Origin of the sequence: Kitasatospora sp. NPDC098652 (genome assembly GCF_044760155.1) — a bacterium.
Lineage (GTDB): Bacteria > Actinomycetota > Actinomycetes > Streptomycetales > Streptomycetaceae > Kitasatospora.
The window spans coordinates 455,033-480,412 of the sequence record NZ_JBIWAQ010000003.1 but is presented as its reverse complement, the minus strand read 5'-3'; the positions used below and the strand labels follow the sequence as shown (position 1 = coordinate 480,412).

Genomic DNA, 25,380 nt, shown 5'->3' with positions numbered 1-25,380 from the left:
GACCTGCGGGGACCGGTGAGGATCCGCGAGGGCCGGGGAGGGCCTGCGGGGACCGGTGAGGATCCGCGCAGGACCGGGGAGGGCCTACGCCGGGCCGCCGGGCCGGCGCATCGGCCGGAGGGCGGGCCGGGCCTTGCGGGCCGCGGGCAGCGCGTCGGCGAGCTCGCCGACCGTGGGGTGGTCGAAGAGGGTGCGGATCGTCATCTCGACGCCCAGGGCGGTGCGGATCCGGCTGACCAGCTTGGTGGCGAGGAGCGAGTGGCCGCCGAGGTCGAAGAAGTCGTCGTCGATGCTGACCGTGGCCAGCCCGAGCACCTGGGCGAACTGCTCGCACAGGCTCCGCTCCTGGGTGGTGCGGGGGGCGCGTCCTTCGGGGGTGCCGGTGTAGTCGGGGGCGGGCAGGGCACGGCGGTCGACCTTGCCGTTGGGGGTGACGGGGAGGGCGTCGAGGACGAGGACGGCGGCCGGGAGCATGTAGGCGGGGAGGCGGTCGGTGACGAAGGCGCGCAGTTCGCCGGGGGTGGCCTCGCCGGTGACGTAGGCGACCAGGCGTTTGTCGCCGGGCTGGTCCTCGCGGACCAGGGCGAGGGCCTGGCGGACGGCGGGGTGGGCGGTGAGGGCGGCCTCGACCTCGCCGAGTTCGATCCGGAAGCCGCGGATCTTCACCTGGTCGTCGGCTCGGCCGAGGAACTCCAGTACGCCGTCCGCACGGCGTCGGACGATGTCGCCGGTGCGGTACACGCGCTCGCCCTTGCCGCCGTACGGGCAGGCGACGAAGCGCTCGGCGGTGAGCGCCGGGCGGCCGAGGTAGCCGCGGGCCAGGCCGGCTCCGGCGAGGTACAGCTCGCCGGGGACGCCGACCGGGACGGGCTGGAGGCCGTCGTCCAGGACGTACGCCCGGGTGTTCGCCATCGGCCGGCCGATCGGCACCGTGTCCGGCACCGAATCGGCCGCGGGCAGCGGCAGTTGGGTCGCGCAGAGGGTGATCTCGGTCGGGCCGTAGAGCACCCGTACGCCGATCCCGGGGACGGCCGCCAGGACCCTGCGCACGGCGGGTGCGGAGACCACGTCCCCGCCGGTCAGCACCTCGCGCACCCCGGCGAAGACGCCCGGGTCCTCCTCGGCGATGACCCGGAACAGGCCGGCGGTGACGTGCACATGGGTGAGCCCGTGCGCCCGGATCAGCGCGCCGATCGCGGCCGCGTCCAGGTCGCCCGCCGGGGCGACGACCACCTGGCCGCCGGAGAGCAGCGGCGCCCAGATCTCGTAGGTCGAGGCGTCGAAGGCGTGCGGGGCGTGGAACAGCACCCGCAGCCCGTCGGGGTGCTGCCAGCACGGGTCGGTGGCGAGCTGGACGACGTCCCGGTGGGTGATGGCGATGCCCTTGGGCACTCCGGTGGAGCCGGAGGTGAACATCACGTAGGCGAGCTGTTCCGGGTGGACGGCGGGGCGGTGGGAGCGGCGCCGCAGCGGGCCGTCGAAGCACTCCGGGGTGAGCGTCCGGACGGGGCAGGGGGCGTCGGCGGCGAGCGGGTGGCCGCGGTGGGCCGCGTCGACCAGGACCAGCGCCGCCCCGGTCTCGGCGGTGATCTGCCGCAGCCGCTCGGCCGGGTGCCGGTCGTCCAGCGGGACGTAGCAGCCGCCGGCCTTGAGGACGGCCAGCAGGGCGGTCAGCAGCTCGGCGGAGCGGTCCATCAGCAGGACCACCGGGGTGTCGGCGCCGACGCCCGCTTCGGCGAGCTCGGCGGCCAGGTGTTCGGCCCGGGAGTCGAGTTCGGCGTAGCTCAGCCGTCCGCCGTCGGTGACCACGGCGGGGGCGTCGGGGGTGGCGGCGGCCCGGGCCTCGAACAGCTCGGGCAGGGTCGCGTCCGGGACGGGGACGGCGGTGTCGTTCCAGCCGGTGAGCAGCTGTTCGCGCTCGGCCGGGTCGAGGACGTCGATGGTGCCGATCGGCGCGTCGGGGTCGGCGGTGACGGCGCGCAGCACCCGCAGCAGGCGCTCGGCGAGGGTGGTGGCGGTGGCCGGGTCGAAGAGGTCGGTCGCGTACTCGATCGCCACCGTCAGACCCGCCTGCGGGCCCTGTTCGGTGAAGCGGAAGGACAGGTCGAACTTGGCGACGTCCAGCTCGAAGGGGTGCTCGGCGCAGGCCAGGTCGCCGAAGGCGGTCGGGACGGCCGCGCGGCTCTCCAGGGCGACGAGCGTCTGGAAGAGCGGGTGGCGGGCCGGGGTGCGGGTGGGGTTGAGCTGTTCGACCAGGCGCTCGAAGGGGATGTCCTGGTGCTCGAAGGCGTCCAGGTCGGTGCGGCGGACGCGGTCGAGGAGCTCGCGGAAGCCGGGGTTGCCGGTGGTGTCGGTGCGCAGGACGAGGGTGTTGACGAAGAAGCCGACCAGGTCGTCGAGGGCTTCGTCGGTGCGTCCGGCGACCGGGGTGCCGAGCGGGAGGTCGGTGCCGGCGCCGAGGCGGGTGTAGAGGGTGGCGACGGCGGCCTGCAGGACCATGAACAGGCTGGCCTGCCGATCGGCGGCCAACTCGGTGAGCGCGGCGTGGAGTTCGGCGTCGACGACGGCCGTGGCCAGGCCGCCGCGGTGGGTCGGTACGGCCGGTCGCGGGCGGTCGTAGGGCAGCGCCAGCTCCTCCGGTGCGTCCGCCAAGGCTTGCTGCCAGTGGGCGAGTTGGGCGGTGAGCAGGGCGCTGGGGTGCTCCTGGTCGCCGAGCAGCTCGCGCTGCCAGAGGGCGTAGTCGGCGTACTGGACGGGCAGGGGCTGCCAGTCGGGTGCCGTGTGCGCGTGGCGGGCCCGGTAGGCGGTGGCGAGGTCGCGGAAGAGCGGGGCGACGGACCAGCCGTCGCCGGCGATGTGGTGCAGCAGGACCAGCAGCACGTGCTCGTCGTGCGGCAGGGAGAACAGTGTGGCGCGGACGGGCAGGTCGCGGGCGAGGTCGAAGACCTCCCGGCCTGCTTCGGCCAGGGCGGTGCGCAGCGCTTCCTCGGAGGCCACCGGCTCGGCGCGCAGGGCGAGTTCGGGGGCGTCGGTGACCAGCTGGTGCGGCTGGCCGTCGGTGGTCGGGACGAGGGTGCGCAGCACCTCGTGCCGGGCCACCACGTCGCGCAGCGCCAGTTCCAGGGCGGGGCGGTCGACCGCGCCGGTGACCCGGACCGCGACGGGCGTGTTGTAGAGGGCACTCGGGCCCTCGAACTGCTCGATGAACCACAGGCGTTGCTGGGCGGGGGAGAGCGGCACCAGGGCCGGCCGGGCCTGCGGGCGCAGCGCCGGGCGGGCCGGGGCGTCGACGGCGGGCAGGGCTGCGGGCAGGGCGGTGGCCAGCGCGGCCACGGTCGGGCTGTCGAAGAGGGCACGGATCGGCAGCTCCGCGCCCAGGGCGGTGCGGATCCGGCTGACCAGCTTGGTGGCGAGCAGGGAGTGGCCGCCCAGGTCGAAGAAGTCGTCGTCGATGCTCACCGACGCCAATCCGAGGACCCCGGCGAAGAGTTCGCACAGCGCCCGCTCGGCCTCGGTGCGCGGGGCCCGGCCCTCGGCGCCCCGGTAGTCGGGGGCGGGCAGGGTGCGGCGGTCGACCTTGCCGTTGGGGGTGACCGGCAGTTCGTCCAGCGGGACGGTCGCGGCCGGGAGCATGTAGCCGGGCAGCCGGTCGGCGACGAAGGCGCGCAAGTCCTCGGGGGTGGCCTCGCCGGTCACGTAGACGACCAGCCGCTTGTCGCCGGGCCGGTCCTCGCGGACCACGGCGACGACCTGGCCGACCGCCGGGTGGGCGGTGAACGCCGCCTCCACCTCGCCGAGTTCGATCCGGAAGCCGCGCAGCTTGATCTGGTCGTCCGCTCGACCGGCGAACTCCAGTTCGCCCGTGGTGGTCCAGCGGGCCAGGTCGCCGGTGCGGTACATCCGGGTGCCGGGGGCGCCGTACGGGTCGGCGACGAAGCGCTCGGCGGTCAGGCCCGGGCGGCCGACGTAGCCGCGGGCCAGCCCGGGCCCGGCGAGGTAGAGCTCGCCGGGGACGCCGACCGGGACGGGGCGCAGGCCGGAGTCGAGGACGTAGGCCCGGGTGTTGGGCAGCGGGCGGCCGATCGGGACGCTGTCGGGCACCTCGGCCGGGGTGGTCATGCGGTGGTGGGTGGCGAAGGTGGTGGTCTCGGTGGGGCCGTAGCCGTTCACCACCCGCAGCCCGGGGCAGTGCTCCAGCACCCGGCGCAGCGCGGCCGGCGAGACGACGTCCCCGCCCGTCCACGCCTCGCGCAGCCTGGCGAAGGCCTGCGGTGCCTCGGCGGCCAGCACGTTGAACAGGCCGACCGTCATCCAGGCGGCGGTGACGCCGCCGCGTTCGATGGTGTCGGTGAGTTCGGTGACGCCGAGGCGTCCGGCGGGGGCGAGGACGAGCCGGGCGCCGGAGAGGAGTGGGGCCCAGAGTTCGTAGCTGGAGGCGTCGAAGGCGGTGGGCGAGTGGACCAGGACGCGGTCGTGGGCGCCGCCCGCGAAGGTGCCGCCGAGGGCGAGGTCGACGATCGAACGGTGGGTGATGCCGATGCCCTTGGGGGTGCCGGTGGAGCCGGAGGTGTGCATCACGTAGGCCAACTGGGCCGCCCGCCAGGGGAGATCGAGGTTGGCGGCGGTCTCCTCGCCGACCGCGAGGGTGGTCAGTCCGGCCAGCGCCGGGTGGTCGCGGTCGGTGACGGCGATCCGGGCGCCCGCGTCGGCGAGCACGGCCGTGAGGCGTTCCTGCGGCTGGGCGTCGTCCAGCGGGACGTAGCTGCCGCCGGCCTTGAGCACCGCCAGCACGGCCACCACCAGCGCGGGCGAGCGCTCCAGCAGCAGGGCGACGGGGGTCTCGGCGACGACGCCCGCCTCGACCAGGCGCAGCGCCAAACCGTTGGCCCGGGCGTTGAGTTCGGCGTACGTCAGCTCGGCGGAACCCGCGACCAGGGCGATCGCCTCGGGCGTCGCGGCGGCCTGCGCCTCGAACAGCTCGGGGACCGTACCCGAGGGCACTTCCGCCACCGGCCCGTGCCGGCCGGACAGCAGCTGCGCGCGCTCCACCTCGGTCAACACGTCCACGGTGCCGAGGAGTTCGGCCGGATCGGCGACGATCCGGTCGAGCAGGGCGAGGAAGCGGTCCAGCAGCGTACGGGCCTCGGCGGGTCCGAAGGCGTCCGGCTGGTGGTCCAGCCGCAGCTGGAGGCCGTCGCCCGGGGTGAGGGCGAGCAGCAGCGGGTAGTGGGCGCTGTCGACGTCCTCGACCAGGGTGACCCGGGTGGCGCCGCTCGGGTCGGCGGTGTCCAGGGCGGACGGGTCGGGGTAGTTGCCGTACACCGTGACGGTGTCGAACAGGCCGCCCAGTCCGGCGAGTTGCTGGATCTCGGTGAGGCTGAGGTGCTGGTGGTCCAGCAGCGCGGACTGCTCGTGCTGGAGGCGCAGCAGCAGCTGCCCCCAGGAATCGGCCGGGTCGAGGGTGACCCGCACCGGCACGGTGTTGATGAGCAGGCCCATCATCCGCTCGACGCCCGGCAGGTCGTGCGGCCGACCGGAGACGGTGGTGCCGAAGAGCACGTCGGTGCGGCCGGTGAGCCGGGCCAGCAGGACGCCCCAGGCGGCCTGGACGAGGGTGTTGAGGGTGACGCCGTAGCGGCGGGCGGTGCGGCCGAGCGCCTCGGTGACGTCCGGGGTGAGGCCGGTGTGCAGGCGCAGCGGCAGTCGCGGGGTGGCGGCGGCGGTACGGCCGGGGGCGAGCAGGGTGGGCTCGTCCACGCCCGCGAGGGCCCGGGCCCAGGCGTCGCGGGCGGCGGCGCCGTCGCGCCCGGTGATCCAGCGCAGGTACTCCCGGTAGGGGGCGGCCGGGGGCAGCGGCTGCCGGAAGTAGAGGGCCCAGAGCTCCTCGGCGAACAGCGGGGTGGACCAGCCGTCCAGCAGGATGTGGTGGGCGGCGGCGATCAGCCGGTGCCGGCCGGGGGCGAGGGTGAGCAGGGTGTAGCGCAGCAGCGGCGGCCGGGCGAGGTCGAAGCGGCGGCCGTACTCGGCGGTGGCGATCCGGTCGGCCTCGGCCTCCGGCTCGGCGTGGCCCGTCAGGTCGAGGACGGTGAAGGGCAGTTCGACCCGGTCCGGGACGGCCTGGACGGGCGGGCCGTCGGGGCGCTGGTGGAAGCCGGCCCGGAGGTTGGGCTGGCGCAGCAGCAGGGCCTCGGCGGCGGCGCGCAGCCGGTCGGCGTCGACCGGGCCGGTGAGGTCGAAGGTGCAGACGGAGGTGTAGACGTCGGCGCCTTCGGTGTCGTACGCGGCGTGGAAGGCCATGCCCTGCTGCAGCGGGGAGGTCGGCCAGACGTCCACCAGTTCCGCGGGGGCGTGGAGTTCGGCGAGCCGGTCGATCTCGTCCTGGTCGAGGGAGACGAGCGGGAAGTCCGCGGGGGTGTGCCCGCCGGCGTCCGGCCGTTCGGCGTGCTCGGCGAGCGCGCGCAGGGCGGTGAACCAGGCCTCGGCGAGCGCCCGCACCCGCTCCTCGTCGAGCAGTTCGCCGGCCCAGGACCACTGGGCGACCAGCAGCGGGCCCTGCGGGGTGTCGACGGTGGTGGCGTCCAGGCCGAGCACCCGGCCGAGCCCGAGGTCGGGGGCGGCGCCCTCGGTCATCGCCTCGGCCCCGGCGAGCACGTCCTCGGCGCTGACGCCCTCGGGCTGGAAACGGCCCAGGTAGTTGAACTCGACCTGGGGCTCGGCGTGTTGGGCGAGCACCTCGGCGGTGGCCGGGTTGAGGTGGCGCAGCAGGCCGTAGCCGATGCCGTTGTCGGGGACGGCGCGCAGCTGCTCCTTCACCAGCCCGAGGGCCCGGCCGAGGGCCGGTCCGGCGGCGGTGACCTCGGCCCAGCTGAGCGGGCCGGGGGCGAGCCGGACGGGGTAGACGGAGGTGAACCAGCCGGCGGTCCGGTGCAGGTCGACGCCCTCGACCACCTCCTCGCGGCCGTGGCCTTCGACGTTCACCAGCACGGCGCCGTCGGGGTCCGCCGAGTCGCCGCGCCAGTGGGTGAGGGCCAGGGCCAGCGCCGTCAGCAGGACGTCGTTGACCTGGGCGTGGTAGGCGGCGGTGACCTCGGTCAGCAGGGCCCGGGTGGTGTCGGCGGGCAGCACCACGCGCAGGGCACCGCCGGTGGCGTAGGTGTCCTTCGCCTGGTCCAGCGGGCGCGCGCCGAGCAGCGGGTCCGGGGTGGCCAGCGCGGCCTGCCAGTACGGGAGTTCGGCGGCCCGGCGGTCGGTGCGGGCCTCGGCGGTGAGCCGCTGGGCCCAGCGCCGGAAGGAGGTGGGCACCGGCGGGAGCTCGGGCGTGCGGCCCGCGCGGGCGGCGGCGAGCGCGGCGAGCAGGTCCTCCTCGACGATCCGCCAGGTGACGCCGTCCACCACCAGGTGGTGGATCACCAGCAGCAGCCGGGCGGGCCGGTCCGGGCCGGCGTCGAAGCGGACGGCCTGGACCATCCGGCCGTCCTCGGGGGAGAGCCGGTCGCGGGCGGCCTCGGTGGCGGCGCGCAGGGCCTCCGGCTCGGCCGGGCCGTTGGCGGTGCGCAGCAGGCCCTCGGCGGGGACGGCGCCGGGGGCGGGGACGTGCAGCGTCCAGGGGCGTTCGGCGAGCGGGGAGGTGCGGGCGCGCAGCAGGTCGTGGTGGTCGAGCAGCGCCTGCAGAGCGGTGACCAGCTCCGCGTGCCCCGTCCCGGCGGGGAGGGTGAGCAGGGTGGACTGGTAGAAGCTGCCGACGGCGCCCTGCTGCCGGGACAGCCAGTGCACGATCGGGGTGGGCGGCACCTCGCCGAGGCCGGCCCCGGCCGGCTCGACGGCGACCGGGCCCTCCAACGGGCGGGCGAGCAGGGCCAGCGACTCGACGCGGGGCGCCTCGAAGACGGCGCGGGGGGTGAGCCGGAGTCCGGCCTGCCGGGCCCGGGAGACCAGTTGGATGGCGACGATGGAGTCGCCGCCGAGCTCGAAGAAGGAGTCGGTGACCCCGACCCGGGGCAGCCCCAGCACCTCGGCGAACAGCCGGGCGAGGGTGTGCTCCACCTCGCCGGCCGGGGCCCGGCCGCCCTCCTCGGCGGTGCCGAGCACCGGCGCGGGCAGGGCGCGCTTGTCCACCTTGCCGTTGGGCGTCAGCGGCATCCGGTCCAGCACCACGACGACGGGCACCATGTGGTCGGGCAGCTGCCCGGCGCAGTGGGCGCGCAGCTCGGCCGGGTCGGCGGCGCCGACGGTGTAGCCGACCAGCCGGCGCTCGCCCGGGCGGTCCTCGCGGACCAGCACCACGGCCTGGCGGACCCCGGGGTGGGCGGAGAGGGTCTGCTCGATCTCACCGAGCTCGACCCGGAAGCCGCGGATCTTCACCTGGTCGTCGGCCCGGCCGAGGAAGTCCAGCTGGCCGTCCGGGCGGAGGGAGCCGAGGTCGCCGGTGCGGTACATCCGGCTCCCGGGGGCGCCGAACGGGCAGGCGACGAAGCGGTCGGCGGTCAGGCCGGGGCGGCCCAGGTAGCCGCGGGCGAGGTGCGGGCCGGAGACGTACAGTTCGCCGACGGCGCCCGGCGCCACCGGGCGCAGCCGCTCGTCCAGCAGGTGGATCCGCGCGTCCTGGCAGGGGTGCCCGATCGGGGGCTGCTCGGTGCCGGTGAGCGGCTCGCTCATGGTGACGATGACGGTGGTCTCGGTCGGCCCGTAGCTGTTGAGCATCAGCCGGTCCCGGCCGAGCCGGGCGGCCAGTTCGCGCGGGATGGCCTCGCCGCCGCCGATCAGGGTGCGCAGGGTCGGCAGCGGGGCGTCCGGCAGGGTGGCGGCCATCGCGGTGGCGAGGTCGGCGTGGGTGACGCCGTACCGGTCGATCAGCTCGGCCAGCGCCTCGCCGACCAGCTGGCTCTGCTCGCGCGGGAGGACGAGCGCGGCGCCGGTGGTGAGCGCCACGGCCAGGTCGGAGATGGAGACGTCGAAGCTGAGCGAGGCGGCCTGGAGCACCCGGCTGCCGGGGCCGACGCCGGTGACGGCGACCTGGGTGCCGATCATGCTGGGCAGCCCGGTGTGGGTGACGGCCACGCCCTTGGGCAGGCCGGTGGAGCCGGAGGTGTAGATGACGTACGCGGTGTGGTCGGCGCTCAGCGGCCGGACCCGCTCGGCCGCGGTGAACGGGGTGCCGGGCCGGTCGGCCAGGTCGGCGAGGTGCTCGGGGGAGTCGAGCAGCAGCCGGGGGGCGCCGGTGTCGGGCAGCCGCTCGGCGGCGCCGGCGGTGGTGAGCACCAGCGCGGCGCGGGAGTCGGTGAGCATGTGGCGCAGCCGCTCGGCGGGGTAGGCCGGGTCGGCGGGCAGCCAGGCGGCGCCGGTCTTGGCCACGGCCAGGATCGCGGCGACCGCCTCGGGGGATTTGGGCAGGGCGAGCGCGACCACGTCCTCGGTGCCCAGGCCGCGGGCGGCGAGCACCCGGGCCAACCGGTTGGCCCGGGCGTCCAGTTCGGCGTACGTGAGGGTGGTGGGCCCGGCGTACAGCGCGGGGGCGTCCGGGGTGCGGGCGACCTGGGCGTCGACCAGGGAGGTGAGGGTCGGGCGCGGGTCGGGAGCGGCCGGGGCCGGGTCGGCCAGCCGGGTGGCCAGGTCGGCCGGGGACGGCGCGTCCAGCAGCAGCGGCAGTGGCACCCGGAACCCGAGCTCGGCGCGCACCCGGGCCAGCAGCCGTACGGCCGCGGGCCGGTCGCCGCCCAGCTCGAAGAAGCCCGCCGCGGGGTCGACCGAATCCCGGCCGAGCACCTCCGCGAACAGTCGACACAGCACCTCGGCCGGTCCCGGCCGCGGGTCGGTTCTGTGCGTCTGCTGGTCCCCGGACATCTGGTTCTCTCTCCCTCGTTGCTGCGTGACCCGCGGGCGGTCGGCCCGCTCGGTGGCGGTGGTCCCGTGAACCGGTGGCCCTACTGAGGCTCCTCAGTGACGGCCGGTCAGTGGCCGGACAGGTGGGCGATCAGGCTCTTCGGCCGCAGGTCCTGCCAGTGCTGCTCCACGTACTCGACGCACTCCGGCCGGCGGGCCGCGCCGAAGACCTGGTGCCAGCCGTCGGGCACCGGGCTGAACACCGGCCACAGCGAGTGCTGGCCCTCGTCGTTGGCCAGGACGAGGTAGTCGGCCTCGGGGTCGTCGAACGGGTTCGCCATCGTCGGTTTCCTCTCTGTTCGGAGAATTACGAGGAGGGGGGAATTTCCTCGGCGCGCGGTGAACGGCTCATGTCGGTCGGCGGTTCACCGAGTTCGCCCCGAGTTTGCGCCAGCGCGTTCACGGGCCCCAGCCGGAGTCGTCCCCGTGCACGGCCGAGGGACCTGCGGCAATGGTGGACTGGTACGGTGCGGCGTGGATCTGGAGGCCGATCCCGGCGACCAGCAGAACGGCGAGAATTCCGAGCATCTTGTGAATGCGATCGGCAAGATTCGTCATGGCGAATTCCTCTTCCTGAGGCGGGCGGTGTGTGCGCTCCTCGCTGTGAATGAATCCTGCCGAGGCCCAAACTGGCGTGGAAGCTCTGGCCGTTATCGGGATCACGCAATGCGGGAACCGGAAGCGTGAACAGACTGTGCCAAAATCGGGCAGAACTGATGCAAAGAGCACCTGGGTCTGTCAGATCAGTGGTGGGAGGGCGGGCGCGCGAAGGTCCGGCCCGTGGCCGGAACCCCACCCCGGAGGTCGGGAGCCGGGGGTCGACGGAGGTCGGTGGCGCCCGCGACAGGTCACCGTCGGGCTTGCTGAGGCAGTCTCAACTACGGTTCAGACCAAGGCAGTTGGGCGTCAACGTCGAGACCCGCGGCGCAACTCCGCACGGACGGCCGGCCAGTCCCCGGTCCACGGCCGGCGGACCCCCGCCGACGACTCCAGGGCGAGGGTCGCCAGATAGACGCGCTTGAGCGCGGCCCGCTCGTCCCGCACCCGCCCCGCGGCCTGCTCGATCCGGCGCAGCCGGGCGTGCAGCCGCTCCAGCGCCCCGCCGCCCGCCAGCAGCCGCCGCGCCTCCGGGCCGAACCGGAACCCCGGGGCGAGCAGCGGCCACGCCGCCCGCCAGACCCGGAACACCTCGCGGTGGCCCGGCCCCCACTCCCGCTCGGCCCGGCCCAACCGCTCCAGCGCCGCAGCCTCGGTGGGCGCGGTACAGATCTCGTGCAGGACCTGGGCCAGCCCGCCCCAGTCCTCGCCCGGCGCGTGCCGCAGCGCGGCGTGCAGCAGATGCGCCACCGAGGTGTGCACCACGGTGCGCGGCCACCGCGCGGCCGCCGCCTCGGCCAGCCCCGCACCGGCGGCGCCGACCAGCACCCAGACCTCCCGCACCCCGCGCTCGGCCAGCCCGGCCAGCACCTGCGGCCACTGCTCGCCGTCCGCGGCCGGCCACAGGCCCAGCACCTCGCGCAGCCCGTCCGTGGAGATCCCCAGCGCCAGGTGCACCAGCGGGCCGCCCGAACGCCCGCTGCGCACCGAGTCGACGAAGACCACCGGGTACACCGGGTCCAGCGGGCGCCCGCGCCGGTCGTCGAGCTCGTCGAGCACCTGGTCGGTGATCACCGAGACGGTCTCCCGGCTGATCTCCACCCCGTACACCTCGGCCAGGTGCGCCACCAGCTCGCTCGAACTGAGGCCGCGCGCGGTGAGCGAGACCACCAGCCGGTCCAGCCCCGGCAGCCGGCGGGCCCGGGGGCGGACCGTACGGGGGGCGAAGCTGCCCTCCCGGTCCCGGGGCACCCGCACCTCGACCGGCCCGATCTCGGTCAGCAAGCGCCTGGCCCGGGCGCCGTTCGGGCCGTTGCGGCCGCGGTGGCCGGCCGGCCCGCCGGAGCCGCCGGCCGCCCCCGTGGGGTTGTTGGTGCCCGGGCCGCGCAGGTGCTCCTGGAACTCCAGCTCCAACGCACGCTCGATCAACTGCTTGGCCAGCGCCTGGAGCAGGCCGCCGTCGCCGAGCAACTGCACCGAGCCCGCGCCGACCTGGGCCGCCGCCGCCTCGGCGAGCTGCCGCACCAGCCGCTGGTCCACCAGCCCGGCCGGGTCCACCAGCCCGGCCGGGTCCCCCAGCAGGGCCGGGTCCCCGAGCAGGGCCGGGTCCACCAGTCGGGCCGGGTTCACCGGGCCGGGGGTCTCCACCGGCGGGGGCGGGTCGGGATCAGCTCGCAACAAGGGGTGCCCTCCGTCCGTCGGCCGGGCCGGTTCACCGGCCCTTCGCTCCGGCCGCCCTGACGGGGCGACGCGCGCAATGCGGCGGCCACCCGCCCGTTACCGCAACCGGGTACGGTCGTCCTCGCCGTCACCACCGTCGGACGCCGTCGCCGGGCATGCCCGGTTTCGCCGACAACCGCTGATTTCCGCGTCCTTAGCGCGTACACTCGCGGCTGTCGTGGCCCGGGGGGGATGCGTCCGAACGGCAGGTGAGCACCATCCTGCCCTTCCGGACGTCTGGCTGTTGCCGGTGCGGGCATTCGTGAAAGCGCAATGCCGAAGCCGGAAGGATGCCCAGATGTGCCTATGCCAGGACACCAGCACGGAAAAGGGGACACCCCAACTGTGTGACCGGGGGGTCGAGTTCTACCGGGTCGCACTCGCCGAGGGCGGCGCCGTCGCCGGACAGGCCCCGGAATGCCTCCTCAGTATGGGCCTGCTGCGCACCCTGCCCGGCGCCGGGCACCGGCTCGCCCCCGTCCCGCCCGACCTCGCGGTCACCGGCCTGACCCGGCCGCTCGAACTCGCCGTGCTGGCCCACCAGGAGCAGCTCGCCGAACTCCGCACCGCCTTCACCGCCGCCGAGCACGCCTACCGCGACGTGATGAGACAGGCCCAGCTCCCGATCCGCCAGCTGGCCGGCGAGGAGATCAACCCGGCGCTGGAGAAGGCCGTCGCCGACTGCACCGAGGAACTGCGCACCGCCCAGCCCGGCGGCGGCCGCGGCGCCGACCACCTGGCCGCCGCCCTCCCGCGCGACCTCGCCCTCGCCGAACGCGGCGTCCGCCAGCGCACCCTCTACCAGCACACCGTCCGCTCGCACGGCCCGACCCTGGCCTACATCGAGCAGGTCTCCGCCCGCGGCGCCCAGGTGCGCACCCTCAACGAGGTCTTCGACCGGGTCATCATCTGCGACCGCTCCACCGCCTTCATCCCGGCCGGCGCCCAGCGCGAGGCCGCCGCGGTGCTCATCCAGTTCCCGCCCCTGGTCGAGTACCTGCTCAAGATCTACGAGTTGATGTGGGAACGTGCCGAGCCCGTCACCTACCTGGAGGGCCACCACCGCCCCCAGCTGCTCACCGACCGCACCCGCCGCAACGTCCTGCGGCTGATGGTCAACGGCTTCACCGACGAGGCGATCGCCACCCGCCTCGGGATGAGCACCCGCACGGTCTCCAGCCACATCCAGAAGGCCAGCGAGCTCCTCGGCAGCCGCAGCCGGGGCCACCTCGGCTACATCATCGCGCGCGAAGGCGTCCTGGACGAGCCGCTCGACGACCTCTGACGTCGGCCCCGGTGACAGCGCCCGGGTGACAGTGCCCGGGTGACACGGACCGGGGTGGCGTTCCCCGGTGAGACGGACCGGGCGGGAACCCCAGCAGGAGGCTTCGGGCAGCGCAGCCTCACGGCGGCCCCCGGCGGCGAGCAGGTCCGGCCCCGGGGAAAACCGGTCGCCGCCGCGTCGCGCCGTGGGCGAAGCTGCTCGGATGCAGCGAGCGAACAGCCGGACCGTGACCGTCGACCTCACCCACGGAAGCGCCTACTACGGGCAGTTGGGCCCCTTCGAGACGGACCTCGGCTGGTGGTCCGCGGTGGACGGCGTGGTCGCCCGGGCCACCGAACTGGCCGGCGTGCCGGTCCTGGTGACCAGACTGCTCGACGGGCACAGCGCGGACCCGGGCCACGGCGGCCGGGTCCGCTACCACGCCGAGGCGCTCCGGGCGCCCGCCGCCCTGACACCCCGCCCGCCGGACGCCGGGACGGCCGCGCTGCTGGCCCCCGCCGCCCGGCGGGCCGCCTGGGCCACCCCGGACGGGCTGCGCTCGGCGCTGGGCTGGGCGCAGGAGCGGCTCGCCGACCTCGGCCGGCCGACCGGGCCGGCGCGGCAGATCCGGACCTGGAACCTGTCCGGCCTCTTCCGCTTCCCTTCCCCCACCGGTGCCGACGCCTGGTTGAAGACCACCGGCCCGGAGTTCAACGCCGCCGAGGGGGAGGTGATCGCGCTGCTCGGCGGGGTCGACCCCACCCTCGTCCCACCGGTGCTCGCCGCCGACCCGGCCGCCGGCCGACTGCTGCTCGACCACGTCCCCGGCGAGGACTGCTGGAGCCCGGACGAGGCGACCGTCGCCGACGTCGTCCCGCGCTTCGTCGCCGCCCAGGCCGCCCTGGCCGGACGGCCCACGGCCCTGGCCGGGCTGCGCGACCGCACGCCCGCCACCCTGCACGCCCAGCTGACGGCGCTGCTGGACCGGCTCCCCGCCGAGACCGACCTGACGGCGCCCGAACGCGACCGGCTGCACGGGTTCGCCGCCGAACTGCCCGCGCTGCTGGACGAACTGGCTGCCTGCGGCCTCCCGGAGACGCTGCTGCACGGCGACTTCCACCCCGGCAACTGGCGAACCGGCGACGCCCGCCCGGTCGTGGTCGACTACGCCGACGCCTGCCTCGGCCACCCGACCCTGGACGGGCTCCGCCCCCGTGCCTACCTCACCCCGGCGGCCTGGCGCCACCACGCCGAGGTCTGGACGGCGGCCTGGCGCGAGCACGCCCCGGGCTCGGACCCGCACCGCGCCCTCGAACTCGCCGCTCCGCTCCACCACGTGTTCTACGCGCTGCGCTACCAGGAGTTCCTGGACCACATCGAGCCCAGCGAACGCCCGTACCACGAGGGCGACCCGGCCGCCGAACTCCGCGCCGCCCTGGTCTGCGGGCGTCGGGCAGGATAGCGGGATGCCACTGGATCAGCCCGTTCCCCGTGAAGTGAAGGCCGTCGGCACGGCCGCCCTGCTGCGGCTGGAGGAGCGCGCGGACGAGTTCGTCCTCAACCAGCGGCTCGACCCGGGCTGGGTGCGGGAGCACGCGGCGCCGGACGGCACCCACCACCTGTGGCCCGTCGGGTGGAACACCGTGTTCGGCCGCCCGGAGCTGCCGCGCCAGGTGCGCTGCGAACTGCTGCTGACCCTGCGGAGCGGCGAGACGCTGTTCAGTCTGCTGGACGTGTTTCCCGAGGAGTTCGCGCCCCTGACCCGGGTGACGTCACGGGAGGAGGGGCTGCGGGTGTCGGCGCTGCTCGGCAGCAGTCCGACGGTCCTGCAGTGGTGGGAGCGGGAGGACCGGGCCGGCCAGGACGAGCCGTGGGCTCGGTGGCGGCGGACCGGGCCGGGTGCGGACTGACCCGCCGGTCCGTTTCGGTGGCGCCTGCTGCCGCAGTCTCAGCAGGCGCCACCGGGATCACGGCGCCACCGGGATCACTGGGTCACGGGGCTGTGCGGCCACCCGGCCTGGGGCGGGTCACTCGGGCGGTTCGATCCGGTGGCCGCCACGGGCCGAGAGCAGGGTGAGCGCCTCGACCGGGCAGTACTCCACCGCCTCGGTCAGCCCGTCCGTCAGCTCCGCGCCGCCGTCCGCGTACCCGGCCACCGGCCGGGCCTGCCCGTCGGTGTCGAGGGCCAGCGACTCGGGGGCGCTCAGGGCGCACATCCCGGAGCCGATGCAGCGGTCCCGGTCGACCCGGACCAGCACGGGTTCGGCCGCCGCGGTGTCGGCGGGCCCGGTCGGCCCCGTCACCAGGTGACCCTCAGCGTGTTGGGGCTGCGGGTGAGCAGCCCGCGCCGCCAGTCGATGTCCCGGGCCGCGTCGGCCATCCGCAGCGCCGGCAGCCGCCGGGCCAGCCGGTGCAGGGCGAGCTCCAGCTCCATCCGGGCCAGCCAGGCGCCCAGGCAGTGGTGCGGTCCGGCGCCGAAGGTGAGCATCGGCGCGGCCAGCGGGGAGAACAGCTCGGTGCGCAGGTCCCCGGTGAAGACCTCCGGGTCCTGGTTCGCGGCGCCGGTGTCGGCGGCGACGACGCTGCCGGCCGGGATGACCACCCCGCCGATCTCGACGTCCTCCACCGTGCGGCGCAGCAGCCCGGGCATGTGCTCGGCGGCGTCGCCGAGCGGTACGGCGCGCAGGATCTGCTCGGTCGCGGCGGCGGCGCTGGCCTCGTCGGAGGCGAGCCGCTGCCAGGCGTCCCGGCCGTCGTGGAGCAGGTAGACCAGGGCGTTGCCGAGGCTGGTCATGGTGGTCTCGTGACCGGCCACCACGAGTCCGATGACCAGGGCGATCAGCTGCCCCTCGGTGATCGAGCCGTCCTCGGCGGCGGCCGCCAGCAGGCTGCTGACCAGGTCCTCGCCGGGCGCCGCACGGCGCTCGGCGATCACCTCGGCGCCGAAGGCCGCGAACTCGGTCATCGCGGTGGCGATCGCCTCGGCGCTGTAGGCGGTGGTGGAGAGCGCGTGGTCGCTCCAGTGGGCGAGCCGCTTGCTGTCGAGGTTGTCCAGGCCCATCAGCCGGCTGATCACCAGGACCGGCAGCGGCCGGGTGTAGGTGGCGACGATGTCGGCGGGGGAGCCGTGGTCGATCAGTTCGTCGATCAGCGACTCGATCACCGAGGCGACCCAGGGCTTCCAGCGCGCGATCGCGCGCGGGGTGAAGGCCCGTTGCACGGTGCGGCGCAGCCGCTGGTGCTCGGTGCCGTCGATGTTCAGCATGCTCTGCGGGTCGTCCAGGATGTTGGGCGTGACCATGAGCGGCGGCGCGTCCGGCGCGTAGAGCGGGGCGCGGCCGAGCCGCGGGTCGGTGAGCACCTGCCGGACGTCGGCGTGCCGGCTGACCAGCCAGACCGGCGTGCCGGTGGGCAGCGCCGCGAGCCGGGGCGGACCGGGCTCCAGGTGGCGCAGGCAGTGCAGCGGAGGGAGCGGGGCGGTGCCGGTGCCGGCACCGGTCGCGCTGTTCTCGGTGGACATCCGTACTCCAGACTCCAGGGCAGGGACCGCGCGGGGCGGCCCGACGGGGGGTGGATCCGGGGTTCGTGCGGGGACGGGCGGTTCGGCCGGGGCGGCTCGACTCGGGGCCGGCGGTGCGGGTGGGACGCGGTGGGACGCGGTGGGACGCGGGAACGCTGCCCGCGCGGGGGCGCGGGCCCGTGCCCGGGATGGCGCGGGATGGCGCGAAACGTGCGGGGGCGTACGGTCGGTACGCGCCCGGCACGAGCGGCGCGCGGTGGCGTGCCGTCAGGTGGGGCGGGTGTGCTGAGCGTGGTCGCGTGGACCGTCTCTGCTACGACCGTACGTGGACGGCGGGGTGCCCGTCTGCGGCAGTTCCAGCCAACGGCGGCGCTTTCCGGGCAGTTCGTGGCACGCTGACGGGCGCTCAGCGCCGCCCGCGCGCCCCTGGTCCGGGGCCGCGCCGGGGCCGCACCGGGGGCGCACCGGGGGCGAGCGCCGGGTGGTCCGGGCAGGACTACCGGGCATGCCCGTGGCACATGCCCCCGGCCGGGCGGGCGCTACCCTTCGTAGGCACTCCTTCGGAAGTGCTTCTAGAGTTCTCCCGCAGTCGTTTGTCGCAGGTCACGCCGGTGCGTAGCCGTACCGGCCGACGGAGGTGGAATCGGATGGCCCAGCAGGTCAAGGCAGTCATCGCGCGCGCCAAGGGCGCACCCGTGGAGGTGACCACGATCGTGGTGCCGGACCCGGGGCCCGGCGAGGCGGTGGTGCGGATCCAGGCGTGCGGCGTCTGTCACACCGACCTCCACTACCGCGAGGGCGGCATCAACGACGAGTTCCCGTTCCTGCTCGGCCACGAGGCCGCGGGCGTCGTGGAGTCGGTGGGCGAGGGCGTCACCGAGGTCGGGCCGGGCGACTTCGTCGTCCTCAACTGGCGTGCGGTGTGTGGCCAGTGCCGGGCCTGCGAGCGCGGGCGCCCGCAGTACTGCTTCGCCACCCACAACGCGAAGCAGAGGATGACGCTGCTGGACGGCACCGAGCTGTCCCCGGCGCTGGGCATCGGCGCCTTCGCCGAGAAGACCCTGGTCGCGGCCGGCCAGTGCACCAAGGTCGACCCGGCCGCCGACCCGGCCGTCGCGGGCCTGCTGGGCTGCGGCGTGATGGCGGGCCTCGGCGCCGCGATCAACACCGGCAACGTCGGCCGCGGCGACACCGTCGCCGTGATCGGCTGCGGCGGCGTCGGCGGGGCGGCCGTGATGGGCTCCCGGCTGGCCGGCGCGGCGAAGATCATCGCGGTGGACATCGACGACCGCAAGCTGGCGAAGGCCCGCTCCCTGGGCGCCACCCACACCGTCAACTCCCGTACCACCGACCCGGTCGAGGCGATCCGTGAGCTGACCGGCGGCAACGGCGCCGACGTCGTGGTGGAGGCCGTCGGCCGTCCCGAGACGTACAAGCAGGCCTTCTACGCCCGCGACCTCGCGGGCACCGTCGTCCTGGTCGGCGTGCCGACCCCGGAGATGACCCTGGAACTGCCGCTGCTGGACGTCTTCGGCCGCGGCGGCGCGCTCAAGTCCTCCTGGTACGGCGACTGCCTGCCCTCCCGGGACTTCCCGATGCTGATCGACCTCCACCTCCAGGGCCGCCTGGACCTGGAGGCCTTCGTCACCGAGCGGATCGGGCTCGACGAGGTGGAGCAGGCCTTCGAGCGCATGCACGACGGCGACGTCCTCCGCTCGGTGGTGATCCTGTGACCGCCCGGGTGGACCGCCTGGTCACCGCCGGGACCTTCGAACTCGACGGCGGCAGCTGGGAGGTGGAGAACAACGTCTGGATCGTCGGTGACGACGAGGAGGCGGTGGTGATCGACGCCGCGCACGACGCCGACGCCATCGAGGCCGCGCTCGGCGGCCGCCGGCTGCTGGCGATCGTCTCCACCCACGCCCACAACGACCACATCGACGCCGCCCCGGCCCTGGCCGCGCGCACCGGCGCGCCGATCCTGCTGCACCCGGACGACCTCCCGCTGTGGAAGCTCACCCACCCCGACCGGCTCCCGGACGGCGAACTCGCCGACGGGCAGCGGATCGAGGTGGCCGGCACCGAGCTGACCGTGCTGCACACCCCGGGCCACGCGCCCGGCGCGGTCTGCCTCCACGCCCCCGGCCTCGGCACCGTGTTCACCGGCGACACGCTGTTCCACGGCGGCCCGGGCGCGACCGGACGCTCCTTCTCGGACTTCCCGACCATCATCGAGTCCATCCGCGAGCGGCTGCTGTCGCTCCCGGCCGACACGGTGGTGCGCACCGGCCACGGCGACCCGACCACCATCGGCGCCGAGGCCCCGGCCCTGCCGGAGTGGATCGCCCGCGGCCACTGAGGCCCCGGCCCTGCCGGAGTGGACCGCCCGCGGCCACCGAGGCCCCGGCCGCCTGCCGCACGCCGTACGGCCCCCGGGCTGAGCGCCGCCCCGGGGGTCGTACGATCGCGATCATGGCCCATGACCCGCGTGACCTCGACGACGCCTTCCTCGCCTTCTGGCGCGAGCGGCACATCTCCACCCTGACCACCACCCGGCCCGACGGCACGCCGCACGTGGTGCCGGTCGGCGTGACCTTCGACCCGGAGACCGGCACCGCCCGGGTGATCACCAGCCGCACCAGCCGCAAGGCCCGCAACGTGGCGGCGGCCGGCCCCGAGGGACTGCGCGTCGCGGTCTGCCAGGTGGACCGGGCCCGCTGGTCCACCCTGGAGGGCGTCGCGGTGCTGCGCGACTCGGCCGAGCAGGTCGCCGACGCCGAGCGCCGCTACGCCGAGCGCTACCGCCCGCCGCGCGAGAACCCCGACCGGGTGGTCATCGAGATCACCGTCACCGCCGTCCTCGGCCGCCCCTGACCCGACCGCCACCGGGCCGCACCCACCCTGCCCCTCGCCGCACCCCACCCCGCCCCTCGCCGCACCCCACCCCGCCCCTCGCCGCGCGCCGCGCCGGACCGGCCCCGCGTCCGCCGGCCGGGCGGGGTCCTGGTGCAGGGCGCCCATGACCTGACGGCACTTCCGTATATCGGCTGTAGATCGGCGCTTGTGAAGGTTCTCCTGTCAGCCCGAACGGGCCGACGGAACGAGAGGAAGGACCGTCACCATGGACATGCAGCTGAACTCGCTCGACCTGGACGCCCTGGACGTCACCGGCATCGAGCTCGCCGAGGGCGACGCCATCGGTTCGCTGGCCACCGACAGTGCGCACACCGAGGTCGGCGCCTCCTGCGCCCCCTACGGCTGCCACTGCTACTTCAGCCTGACCTGATCGACCGGGCAGGGCACCCGGCTCACGGGTAGCCACTGAGGAGCGTCCCGCGGGTCCCGTCCGACCCGGCGAGGGCCCGCGGGACGCTCCCCGCCAGCACGACCACCGGTGACTGACCGGCGGTACCCCTCCGGCGCGCTGGGAAGAGCCCGTCGGACCCTCTGGAGACGAAACGGCGTTCCCACCGTGATTGCCCCCACCACCCCTGCCGTCAGCCGGTTCGCCGTCCGCGTCGCGGGCCTGCCGGCCGACGCCCTGCACGAGCTGCGCCGACCGGCCGTCCGAGCCGCCGTGGACCACCTGCTCGCCGAACGCGACCGGCTGGCCCGCGAGGGCGCACTGCTGGCCGACGCCCTCCACCCGGTGATCGGCGCGCTGGCCGGCTCCGAGCTGAAACCGCGGGTGGTGGCGCTGCGCCGCAGCCTCCACGGCGCGAGCGCGCCCGGTCCGGCGGTCTGGTCGGACGCGGTCCGGCAGGCCCTGCCGGAGGTCCTCACCGAGCGGATCGACGCCTGGCTGGCGGCGCTGCGCGCCCACCGGGCGGACTTCGCGGCGCTCCCGGACCGCTACGACCGGGACCTCCCGGACGCCCTGTCAGCCGTGCGCCGCCACGCCGCGACCCCGGCCTTCCGCCACGGGCTGGTCCAGGGCAACCCGATGCTCTCGGACGCGCTCACCGCGTGGCTCGACGCCCCGGCCGGCACCGAGCCGGCCCGCCGCACCAGGCTGCGCCTGGTCAAGTACCTGGCCCGAGCGGCCGCCAAGACCAGCCCGTACGCCACCTTCGCCGTGACCGGCCTCGGCGAGTGGCGCCGCTGCGGCTCCGCCGTCGCGCCGACCGGGGCGACGGCCTGGCGCAGTGTCGTCGAGCCGAACGTCTGGGTGATGCAGCGGCTGGCGCACGCGCTGGCCGGACCGCGCACGCCGCCGCGCGGCCGGGTGCTGCGGGTCAACCCGACGCTGTGCGAGGAGGACGGCCGCTTCTGGTTCGTCGCACCGGGCTGGTCGGAGCGGGTGCTGTCGGTCGCCGCGGACGGGGCGACCCGGGCCTGCGTCGACTTCCTGCGGGCCGGCGGCCCGCGCACCGGGGCCGAACTGCGCGACCACCTCGCGGCCCGCGCCGGGCGCCCGGCCGCCCGGCCCGACACGGCGGCGGCGACGGCCTATCTCGCCAAGCTGGTCGAGGTCGGTCTGCTGGAGGCGGCGCTGCCGTTCGCCGACCAGTCCCCGGACCACCTCGGCGAACTGCTGCGCCACCTCGAACGCTGGGAACTCCCCGACGGGCAGCGGGAGTTGCAGGCCGTCCGGCGCGCCCTGGCGGCCTACCCCGGAGAGTCGGCGGCGGTCCGGACGGCGCTGCACCGGCGGGTGGACCGGGAGATCACCGGCCTGCTGGAGACCCACGGCACGCCCGGCGACCGGACCCAGGCGCCGCCCCGCAAGAACCTCTTCCACGAGAACGCCGTCTTCACCGAGGTCGTCCTGCACGGCGACCCCCGGCGCTGGGCGGGCGCGCTCGCGGACCTCGCCGCCGTCGGGCGGCTGCTCGCGCTGTTCCGGCCCGACGCCGCACTGCGGCTGGTCGCGGCCGAGGTCTTCGCCGACCACGCCGGGCCCGTCCCGTTCCCGCTGTTCCACCGCGCCCTGGTCACCCGGCTCCGGGACGCCCGGCCCGGCAGCGCCGCGGCCGAACTGGGCGCACTGCTCAACCCGGCCACGGCCGCCGGGCACCCGCCGGGCGCCAGCCCGGTGCCCGCCGTCCGGGAGCTCGCCGGGCTGCGGGCCGAGGCGATCGGCTTCCTGTGCGACCACCCCGCCGACGGGGACGGCGTCGTCCGTCTCCCGGCCGGTGCCGTCGACCGGTTGCTCGCCGGCCTGGCACCCGACCGGTCGGTCGCGGGGCGGCTGTCCTGCTACGTGCAGGAGGCCGGCCGGGACGACGACGGGGACCTCGACCTCGTCCTCAACGGCGTCGGCGCCGGCCACGGGCACGGCACCGCCAGGCTGCGCCGCGCCCTGCCGGAACTCGCCGACGGGACGGCGGACTTCGCGGACCGGACGGCGGACACCGACCTGGGTGCAGACGTCCCGGGCGGCGTGCTGTTCGCCGAGAGCGCCGGCGCCTTCGGCAGCAACCTCAACCTGCGGGCCGACGGCGTCCGCTTCGAGATCGACACCCCGGGCGTCGACAGCCGTCGGCCCGCCGCCGAACGCCTGCCCGCCGCCGAGCTCTTCGTCGACCACGACCCGGTCCGGCGGCGGCTCGTGCTGCGCCACGGACCCGACGGGCCGGAGGTCCGGCCGCTGCACCTGGGCACTATGGCCGACCGGCTGCTGCCGCCGCTGACGCTGCTCCTGGTCAGGCTGTTCGGCGAGACCCCCGGGCCCTCGGCCGGGCTGTGGGAGCTGCTGACGACCACGCCCGCCGAGCACTCCCGCGAGGTCCTGCACCGGCCGCGCACCGCCGTCGGCCGGGTCGTCGTGGCCCGGGCCTCGTGGTGCGTGCGGGCCGACGCCGTCCCACGGCAGAGCCGCGGCGAGCACGAGGCCCACTACCTGCTGCGGCTGACCGACTGGGCCCGCCGGCACGGCGTACCGGAGCGCACCTTCGTACGGGCCGTCCCCGACCGCCCCGCGCCGCAGCGGTCGGCCGGCGGACGGGAGCCGCGCCGCCCCGGGGACCTCGGCGAACTGCGCGACCGCAAGCCGATGTTCCTCGACCTCGCGAACCCCGATCTGGTCCTGCTGTTCCACCGCCTGCTCGCCCGCCCCGACCGCGTCCTGCTGTTCCAGGAGGCGCTGCCCGACCCGGCGGCCGCGCCCGTCCTCGGCGGCCTCGGACGACGGGTCGTGGAGTACGTGGTCGAGGTCGACCCGGGGGTCAACCCGGGGGTCGACCCGGGCGCCGACCCCGGTGCCGCCGCTCGGACGGCGGGGGCCGGTCGTGGCTGAGCCGGGGCCCGGGAGCGGCCGGGAGTGGCTCAGCCTGCACGCGTTCAGCACGGCCGACGCCACCGCGCTGCTGGTGCGGACCGTCCGGCCGCTGGTCGCCGAACTGCGCCGGGACGGGCTGATCGACGAGTACTTCTACCTGCGCTACTGGGAGGGCGGCCCGCACCTGCGGCTGCGGCTGCTGCCGCGCACGGCCGCCCGGGCGGCCGCGGTGCGGGAGCGGGCCCGGACCGCGCTGGGCCGGCACCTCGACGCCCACCCGTCCGCCGGGCGGATGCCGCCCGCCGACTACGCGGCCTGGGCCGAGCGGCTGGCCGCCGCCGAGGGGCTCGCCGAGCACGACCGGTCGGTGCGCGAGCACGACGCCGTCGAGGAGATCCGGTACCGGCCCGAGGAAGCGGTGTTCGGCGGGCCGGAGGCGGTCCGCGCGGTGGAGCGGCACTTCACCCTCTCCAGCGACCTCGCGCTCGGGCTGCTCGCCGACGGGGCGACCGGGCCGCAGCGTGCCGGGTTCGGCGCGGACGCGCTGATCCTGGCGCTCGCGGCCTGGGAGCCCGACCGGGGCCGGCTGGCCGCCGCGCTGCGGGCCCGCCCCGGCGGCGCGCCCGACCCCGCGACGGCGGACCGGGTGGCCCGCGGCTGGCGGCAGGCCGACGGCCCGGCCACCGGCAGCGGCCCCAAGGACCGCTGGCTGCGCTCGGTGCGCGAGCTGCGGGCCGAACTGCTCGGCCTGCACGCCCGCGGCCGGCTGCGGATCACCGCCCCCCACCCCACCGCCGTCCCGCCGCCCGGCTCCGCCGCGCCCGGGCAGCGCGCGGTGCTGGCCGTGCTGCTGCGCTGCGTCCACCTGCTGCACAACCGGCTCGGCCTCGACCACGGCGTCGAGCAGCGCATCCGGCGCGTCGTCGAGTCCGGGCTGACCGCGGCCCCCTCCGGCGCTGGCCGCGCCGACCCATCCACCGACCCCGCGAGGACCGGGTACCACCGTGACTGACACCGACTGGCGCAGCCTCCAGATCCGCTACTACCAGGACGACAAGGACGCGCTGCTGCTGGACGCCGTCCGCCCCCTGTTCGCCGAACTCTCCGACGTGATCGAGCAGCCGTACTTCCAGCGCCACTGGCGGCGTGGCCCGCACGTTCGGCTCAACTTCCGTACCACGGACAGTGCTTGGCGCGAGATCGTGCAGCCGGCCGCCGAACTCCGGCTGGCCGCCTTCCTGCGGCGCAGCCCGTCCACCGCCGTCCTGGACGAGGCCCGGGAGACCGCGGGCCACGCCCGTAGGGCGGCGCTGCTGGACGAGCGCGGCCCGCTGTCGCCGTGGTACCCCGACAACACCCTCCAGACCGAGCCGTACGAGGACCGCCGGCACGTCCTGGGGAGCCCGCTGCTGGCCGAACTGCTGGACGCGGGCCACGCCGCGAGCAGCCGGCTCGCCTTCCCCGTGCTGGAGCACGTCCGCCGCACCGGCCACAGCCGGCTGCGGCCCGCGCTGTGGCTGATGTTCGCCTTCGCGCACACCAGTCTGCCGCCGGTGTCCAGGGGCTTCATGTCCTTCGCCTCGCACGCCGAGGGCTTCTTCGCCCAGTGCGTGGACCCGGCCGCCGTCCGGGCCGCCTTCGAGGCACGGTTCCAGCAGTTGCGCGGCGAACTCGGCCGCGACCTGGCCGCGGTGCTCGACACCCTGGACGGCACCGGGCAGCTGCCCTTCGTCGCCGAGTGGGCCGGGTACGTGCGGGACCGCAAGGCCGCCGCCCTGCCGCTGCTGGAGGGCGGGCTGATCGACCTGGACCACGCGGCCCGCACCCCCCTGCTCGCCGAGCCCCGACTCGGCGAACTGCTCGGACTGCTGCTCGGCAACGAGTCGTACCGCAGCGAGGTGATGTCCACGACGTGGTTCCGCGGCCACCGGCTGGCGATCAACCAGCTGTACACCCACCTCGACCGGCTGGGCCTCTCGATGACCCAGCGCTTCCTGCTCTGCTACCTGACCGCCCGCACCGTCGAGTCCACCTTCGGGGTCAGCGCGCTGGAGCGGGCCCGCGCCTACGCCGAGCGCCACCCCGGCGAGCGCCACCCTGCCGAGCCCGCCCTCGAACCCGCCCTCGAACCCGTCCCCGAACCCGTCCCCGCACCCACCGACCCGCAGCGGAGCTGAGCCG

Annotated in this window: 16 protein-coding genes; 10 read left to right on the top strand and 6 right to left on the bottom strand. The window is 75.7% G+C overall.

The features are described 5' to 3' along the window. Positions 1-84 precede the first annotated feature (84 nt). The 4 genes from ACIQWA_RS10115 to ACIQWA_RS10100 form a co-directional block, all read right to left on the bottom strand. Positions 85-9,840: an amino acid adenylation domain-containing protein gene (locus ACIQWA_RS10115; protein ID WP_402480568.1), complete on the bottom strand. Its 9,756-nt coding sequence runs from the start codon at positions 9,838-9,840 to the stop codon at positions 85-87. A gap of 107 nt (positions 9,841-9,947) precedes the next feature. Next, a complete protein-coding gene (locus tag ACIQWA_RS10110) occupies positions 9,948-10,160 on the bottom strand; it encodes an MbtH family protein (RefSeq protein WP_360234230.1) in 213 nt (70 codons plus the stop codon). Positions 10,161-10,278: 118 nt separating this feature from the next. Beyond that, positions 10,279-10,437 carry a hypothetical protein gene (locus ACIQWA_RS10105; protein ID WP_402480567.1) on the bottom strand — a complete coding sequence of 53 codons (159 nt, stop codon included), beginning with the start codon at positions 10,435-10,437 and terminating at the stop codon, positions 10,279-10,281. A 348-nt stretch (positions 10,438-10,785) separates the two neighbouring features. Continuing rightward, positions 10,786-12,153 (bottom strand): IS256 family transposase, encoded by a 1,368-nt coding sequence (locus ACIQWA_RS10100; protein ID WP_402480564.1) that lies wholly within the window; start codon positions 12,151-12,153, stop codon positions 10,786-10,788. A gap of 340 nt (positions 12,154-12,493) precedes the next feature. On the opposite strand from ACIQWA_RS10100, the gene ACIQWA_RS10095 reads away from it, so the two are divergent. The 3 genes from ACIQWA_RS10095 (at position 12,494) to ACIQWA_RS10085 (ending at position 15,369) form a co-directional block, all read left to right on the top strand. Continuing rightward, entirely contained in the window at positions 12,494-13,480 is a 987-nt protein-coding gene (locus ACIQWA_RS10095) for a LuxR C-terminal-related transcriptional regulator (RefSeq protein ID WP_402480562.1), read from the top strand. A gap of 202 nt (positions 13,481-13,682) precedes the next feature. Continuing rightward, the gene (locus ACIQWA_RS10090) at positions 13,683-14,921 is read left to right on the top strand and encodes a phosphotransferase family protein (RefSeq protein WP_402480560.1); all 1,239 of its coding nucleotides are present in this window, start codon (positions 13,683-13,685) and stop codon (positions 14,919-14,921) included. Positions 14,922-14,925: 4 nt separating this feature from the next. Beyond that, entirely contained in the window at positions 14,926-15,369 is a 444-nt protein-coding gene (locus ACIQWA_RS10085) for a hypothetical protein (RefSeq protein WP_402480558.1), read from the top strand. Positions 15,370-15,486: 117 nt separating this feature from the next. On the opposite strand, the gene ACIQWA_RS10080 is transcribed toward ACIQWA_RS10085, so the two are convergent. Both ACIQWA_RS10080 and ACIQWA_RS10075 read right to left on the bottom strand, forming a co-directional pair. Beyond that, complete coding sequence (locus tag ACIQWA_RS10080) at positions 15,487-15,762, bottom strand: ferredoxin (protein ID WP_360234215.1); 276 nt, start codon at positions 15,760-15,762, stop codon at positions 15,487-15,489. Further along, complete coding sequence (locus tag ACIQWA_RS10075; RefSeq protein WP_402480555.1) at positions 15,759-16,979, bottom strand: cytochrome P450; 1,221 nt, start codon at positions 16,977-16,979, stop codon at positions 15,759-15,761. Before ACIQWA_RS10075 ends, ACIQWA_RS10080 begins: the two co-directional genes overlap by 4 nt. Before the next feature lie 647 nt (positions 16,980-17,626). Between ACIQWA_RS10075 and ACIQWA_RS10070 the strand changes: the two genes are divergently transcribed. The 7 genes from ACIQWA_RS10070 to ACIQWA_RS10040 all read left to right on the top strand — a co-directional run bounded on the left by ACIQWA_RS10070 (position 17,627) and on the right by ACIQWA_RS10040 (position 25,376). Then, positions 17,627-18,712, top strand: a complete 1,086-nt coding sequence (locus ACIQWA_RS10070; protein WP_402480552.1) for an S-(hydroxymethyl)mycothiol dehydrogenase — start codon at positions 17,627-17,629, stop codon at positions 18,710-18,712. Continuing rightward, a complete protein-coding gene (locus ACIQWA_RS10065) occupies positions 18,709-19,338 on the top strand; it encodes an MBL fold metallo-hydrolase (protein WP_360234206.1) in 630 nt (209 codons plus the stop codon). The genes ACIQWA_RS10070 and ACIQWA_RS10065 overlap by 4 nt, the downstream gene beginning before the upstream one ends. A gap of 113 nt (positions 19,339-19,451) precedes the next feature. Next, a complete protein-coding gene (locus ACIQWA_RS10060; RefSeq protein WP_402480550.1) occupies positions 19,452-19,853 on the top strand; it encodes a pyridoxamine 5'-phosphate oxidase family protein in 402 nt (133 codons plus the stop codon). A gap of 247 nt (positions 19,854-20,100) precedes the next feature. Next, positions 20,101-20,265, top strand: coding sequence for a hypothetical protein (locus ACIQWA_RS10055; protein WP_360234200.1), 165 nt, complete (start codon positions 20,101-20,103; stop codon positions 20,263-20,265). 186 nt (positions 20,266-20,451) lie between these two features. Beyond that, positions 20,452-23,217: a lantibiotic dehydratase gene (locus tag ACIQWA_RS10050; RefSeq protein ID WP_402480549.1), complete on the top strand. Its 2,766-nt coding sequence runs from the start codon at positions 20,452-20,454 to the stop codon at positions 23,215-23,217. Beyond that, positions 23,210-24,211 carry a lantibiotic dehydratase C-terminal domain-containing protein gene (locus ACIQWA_RS10045; RefSeq protein WP_402480547.1) on the top strand — a complete coding sequence of 334 codons (1,002 nt, stop codon included), beginning with the start codon at positions 23,210-23,212 and terminating at the stop codon, positions 24,209-24,211. The genes ACIQWA_RS10050 and ACIQWA_RS10045 overlap by 8 nt, the downstream gene beginning before the upstream one ends. Continuing rightward, the gene (locus ACIQWA_RS10040; RefSeq protein ID WP_402480546.1) at positions 24,204-25,376 is read left to right on the top strand and encodes a thiopeptide maturation pyridine synthase; all 1,173 of its coding nucleotides are present in this window, start codon (positions 24,204-24,206) and stop codon (positions 25,374-25,376) included. The genes ACIQWA_RS10045 and ACIQWA_RS10040 overlap by 8 nt, the downstream gene beginning before the upstream one ends. The last annotated feature ends 4 nt before the right edge of the window (positions 25,377-25,380 follow it).

Bases quoted from the DNA above. Each gene is read 5' to 3' on its own strand.
- ACIQWA_RS10115 (WP_402480568.1), bottom strand. From the start codon at position 9,840: ATGTCCGGGGACCAGCAGACGCACAGAACCGACCCGCGGCCGGGACCG.
- ACIQWA_RS10075 (WP_402480555.1), bottom strand. From the start codon at position 16,979: ATGTCCACCGAGAACAGCGCGACCGGTGCCGGCACCGGCACCGCCCCG.
- ACIQWA_RS10060 (WP_402480550.1), top strand. From the start codon at position 19,452: ATGGCCCATGACCCGCGTGACCTCGACGACGCCTTCCTCGCCTTCTGG.
- ACIQWA_RS10055 (WP_360234200.1), top strand. From the start codon at position 20,101: ATGGACATGCAGCTGAACTCGCTCGACCTGGACGCCCTGGACGTCACC.
- ACIQWA_RS10105 (WP_402480567.1), bottom strand. From the start codon at position 10,437: ATGACGAATCTTGCCGATCGCATTCACAAGATGCTCGGAATTCTCGCC.
- ACIQWA_RS10110 (WP_360234230.1), bottom strand. From the start codon at position 10,160: ATGGCGAACCCGTTCGACGACCCCGAGGCCGACTACCTCGTCCTGGCC.
- ACIQWA_RS10090 (WP_402480560.1), top strand. From the start codon at position 13,683: ATGCAGCGAGCGAACAGCCGGACCGTGACCGTCGACCTCACCCACGGA.
- ACIQWA_RS10070 (WP_402480552.1), top strand. From the start codon at position 17,627: ATGGCCCAGCAGGTCAAGGCAGTCATCGCGCGCGCCAAGGGCGCACCC.
- ACIQWA_RS10085 (WP_402480558.1), top strand. From the start codon at position 14,926: ATGCCACTGGATCAGCCCGTTCCCCGTGAAGTGAAGGCCGTCGGCACG.
- ACIQWA_RS10095 (WP_402480562.1), top strand. From the start codon at position 12,494: ATGTGCCTATGCCAGGACACCAGCACGGAAAAGGGGACACCCCAACTG.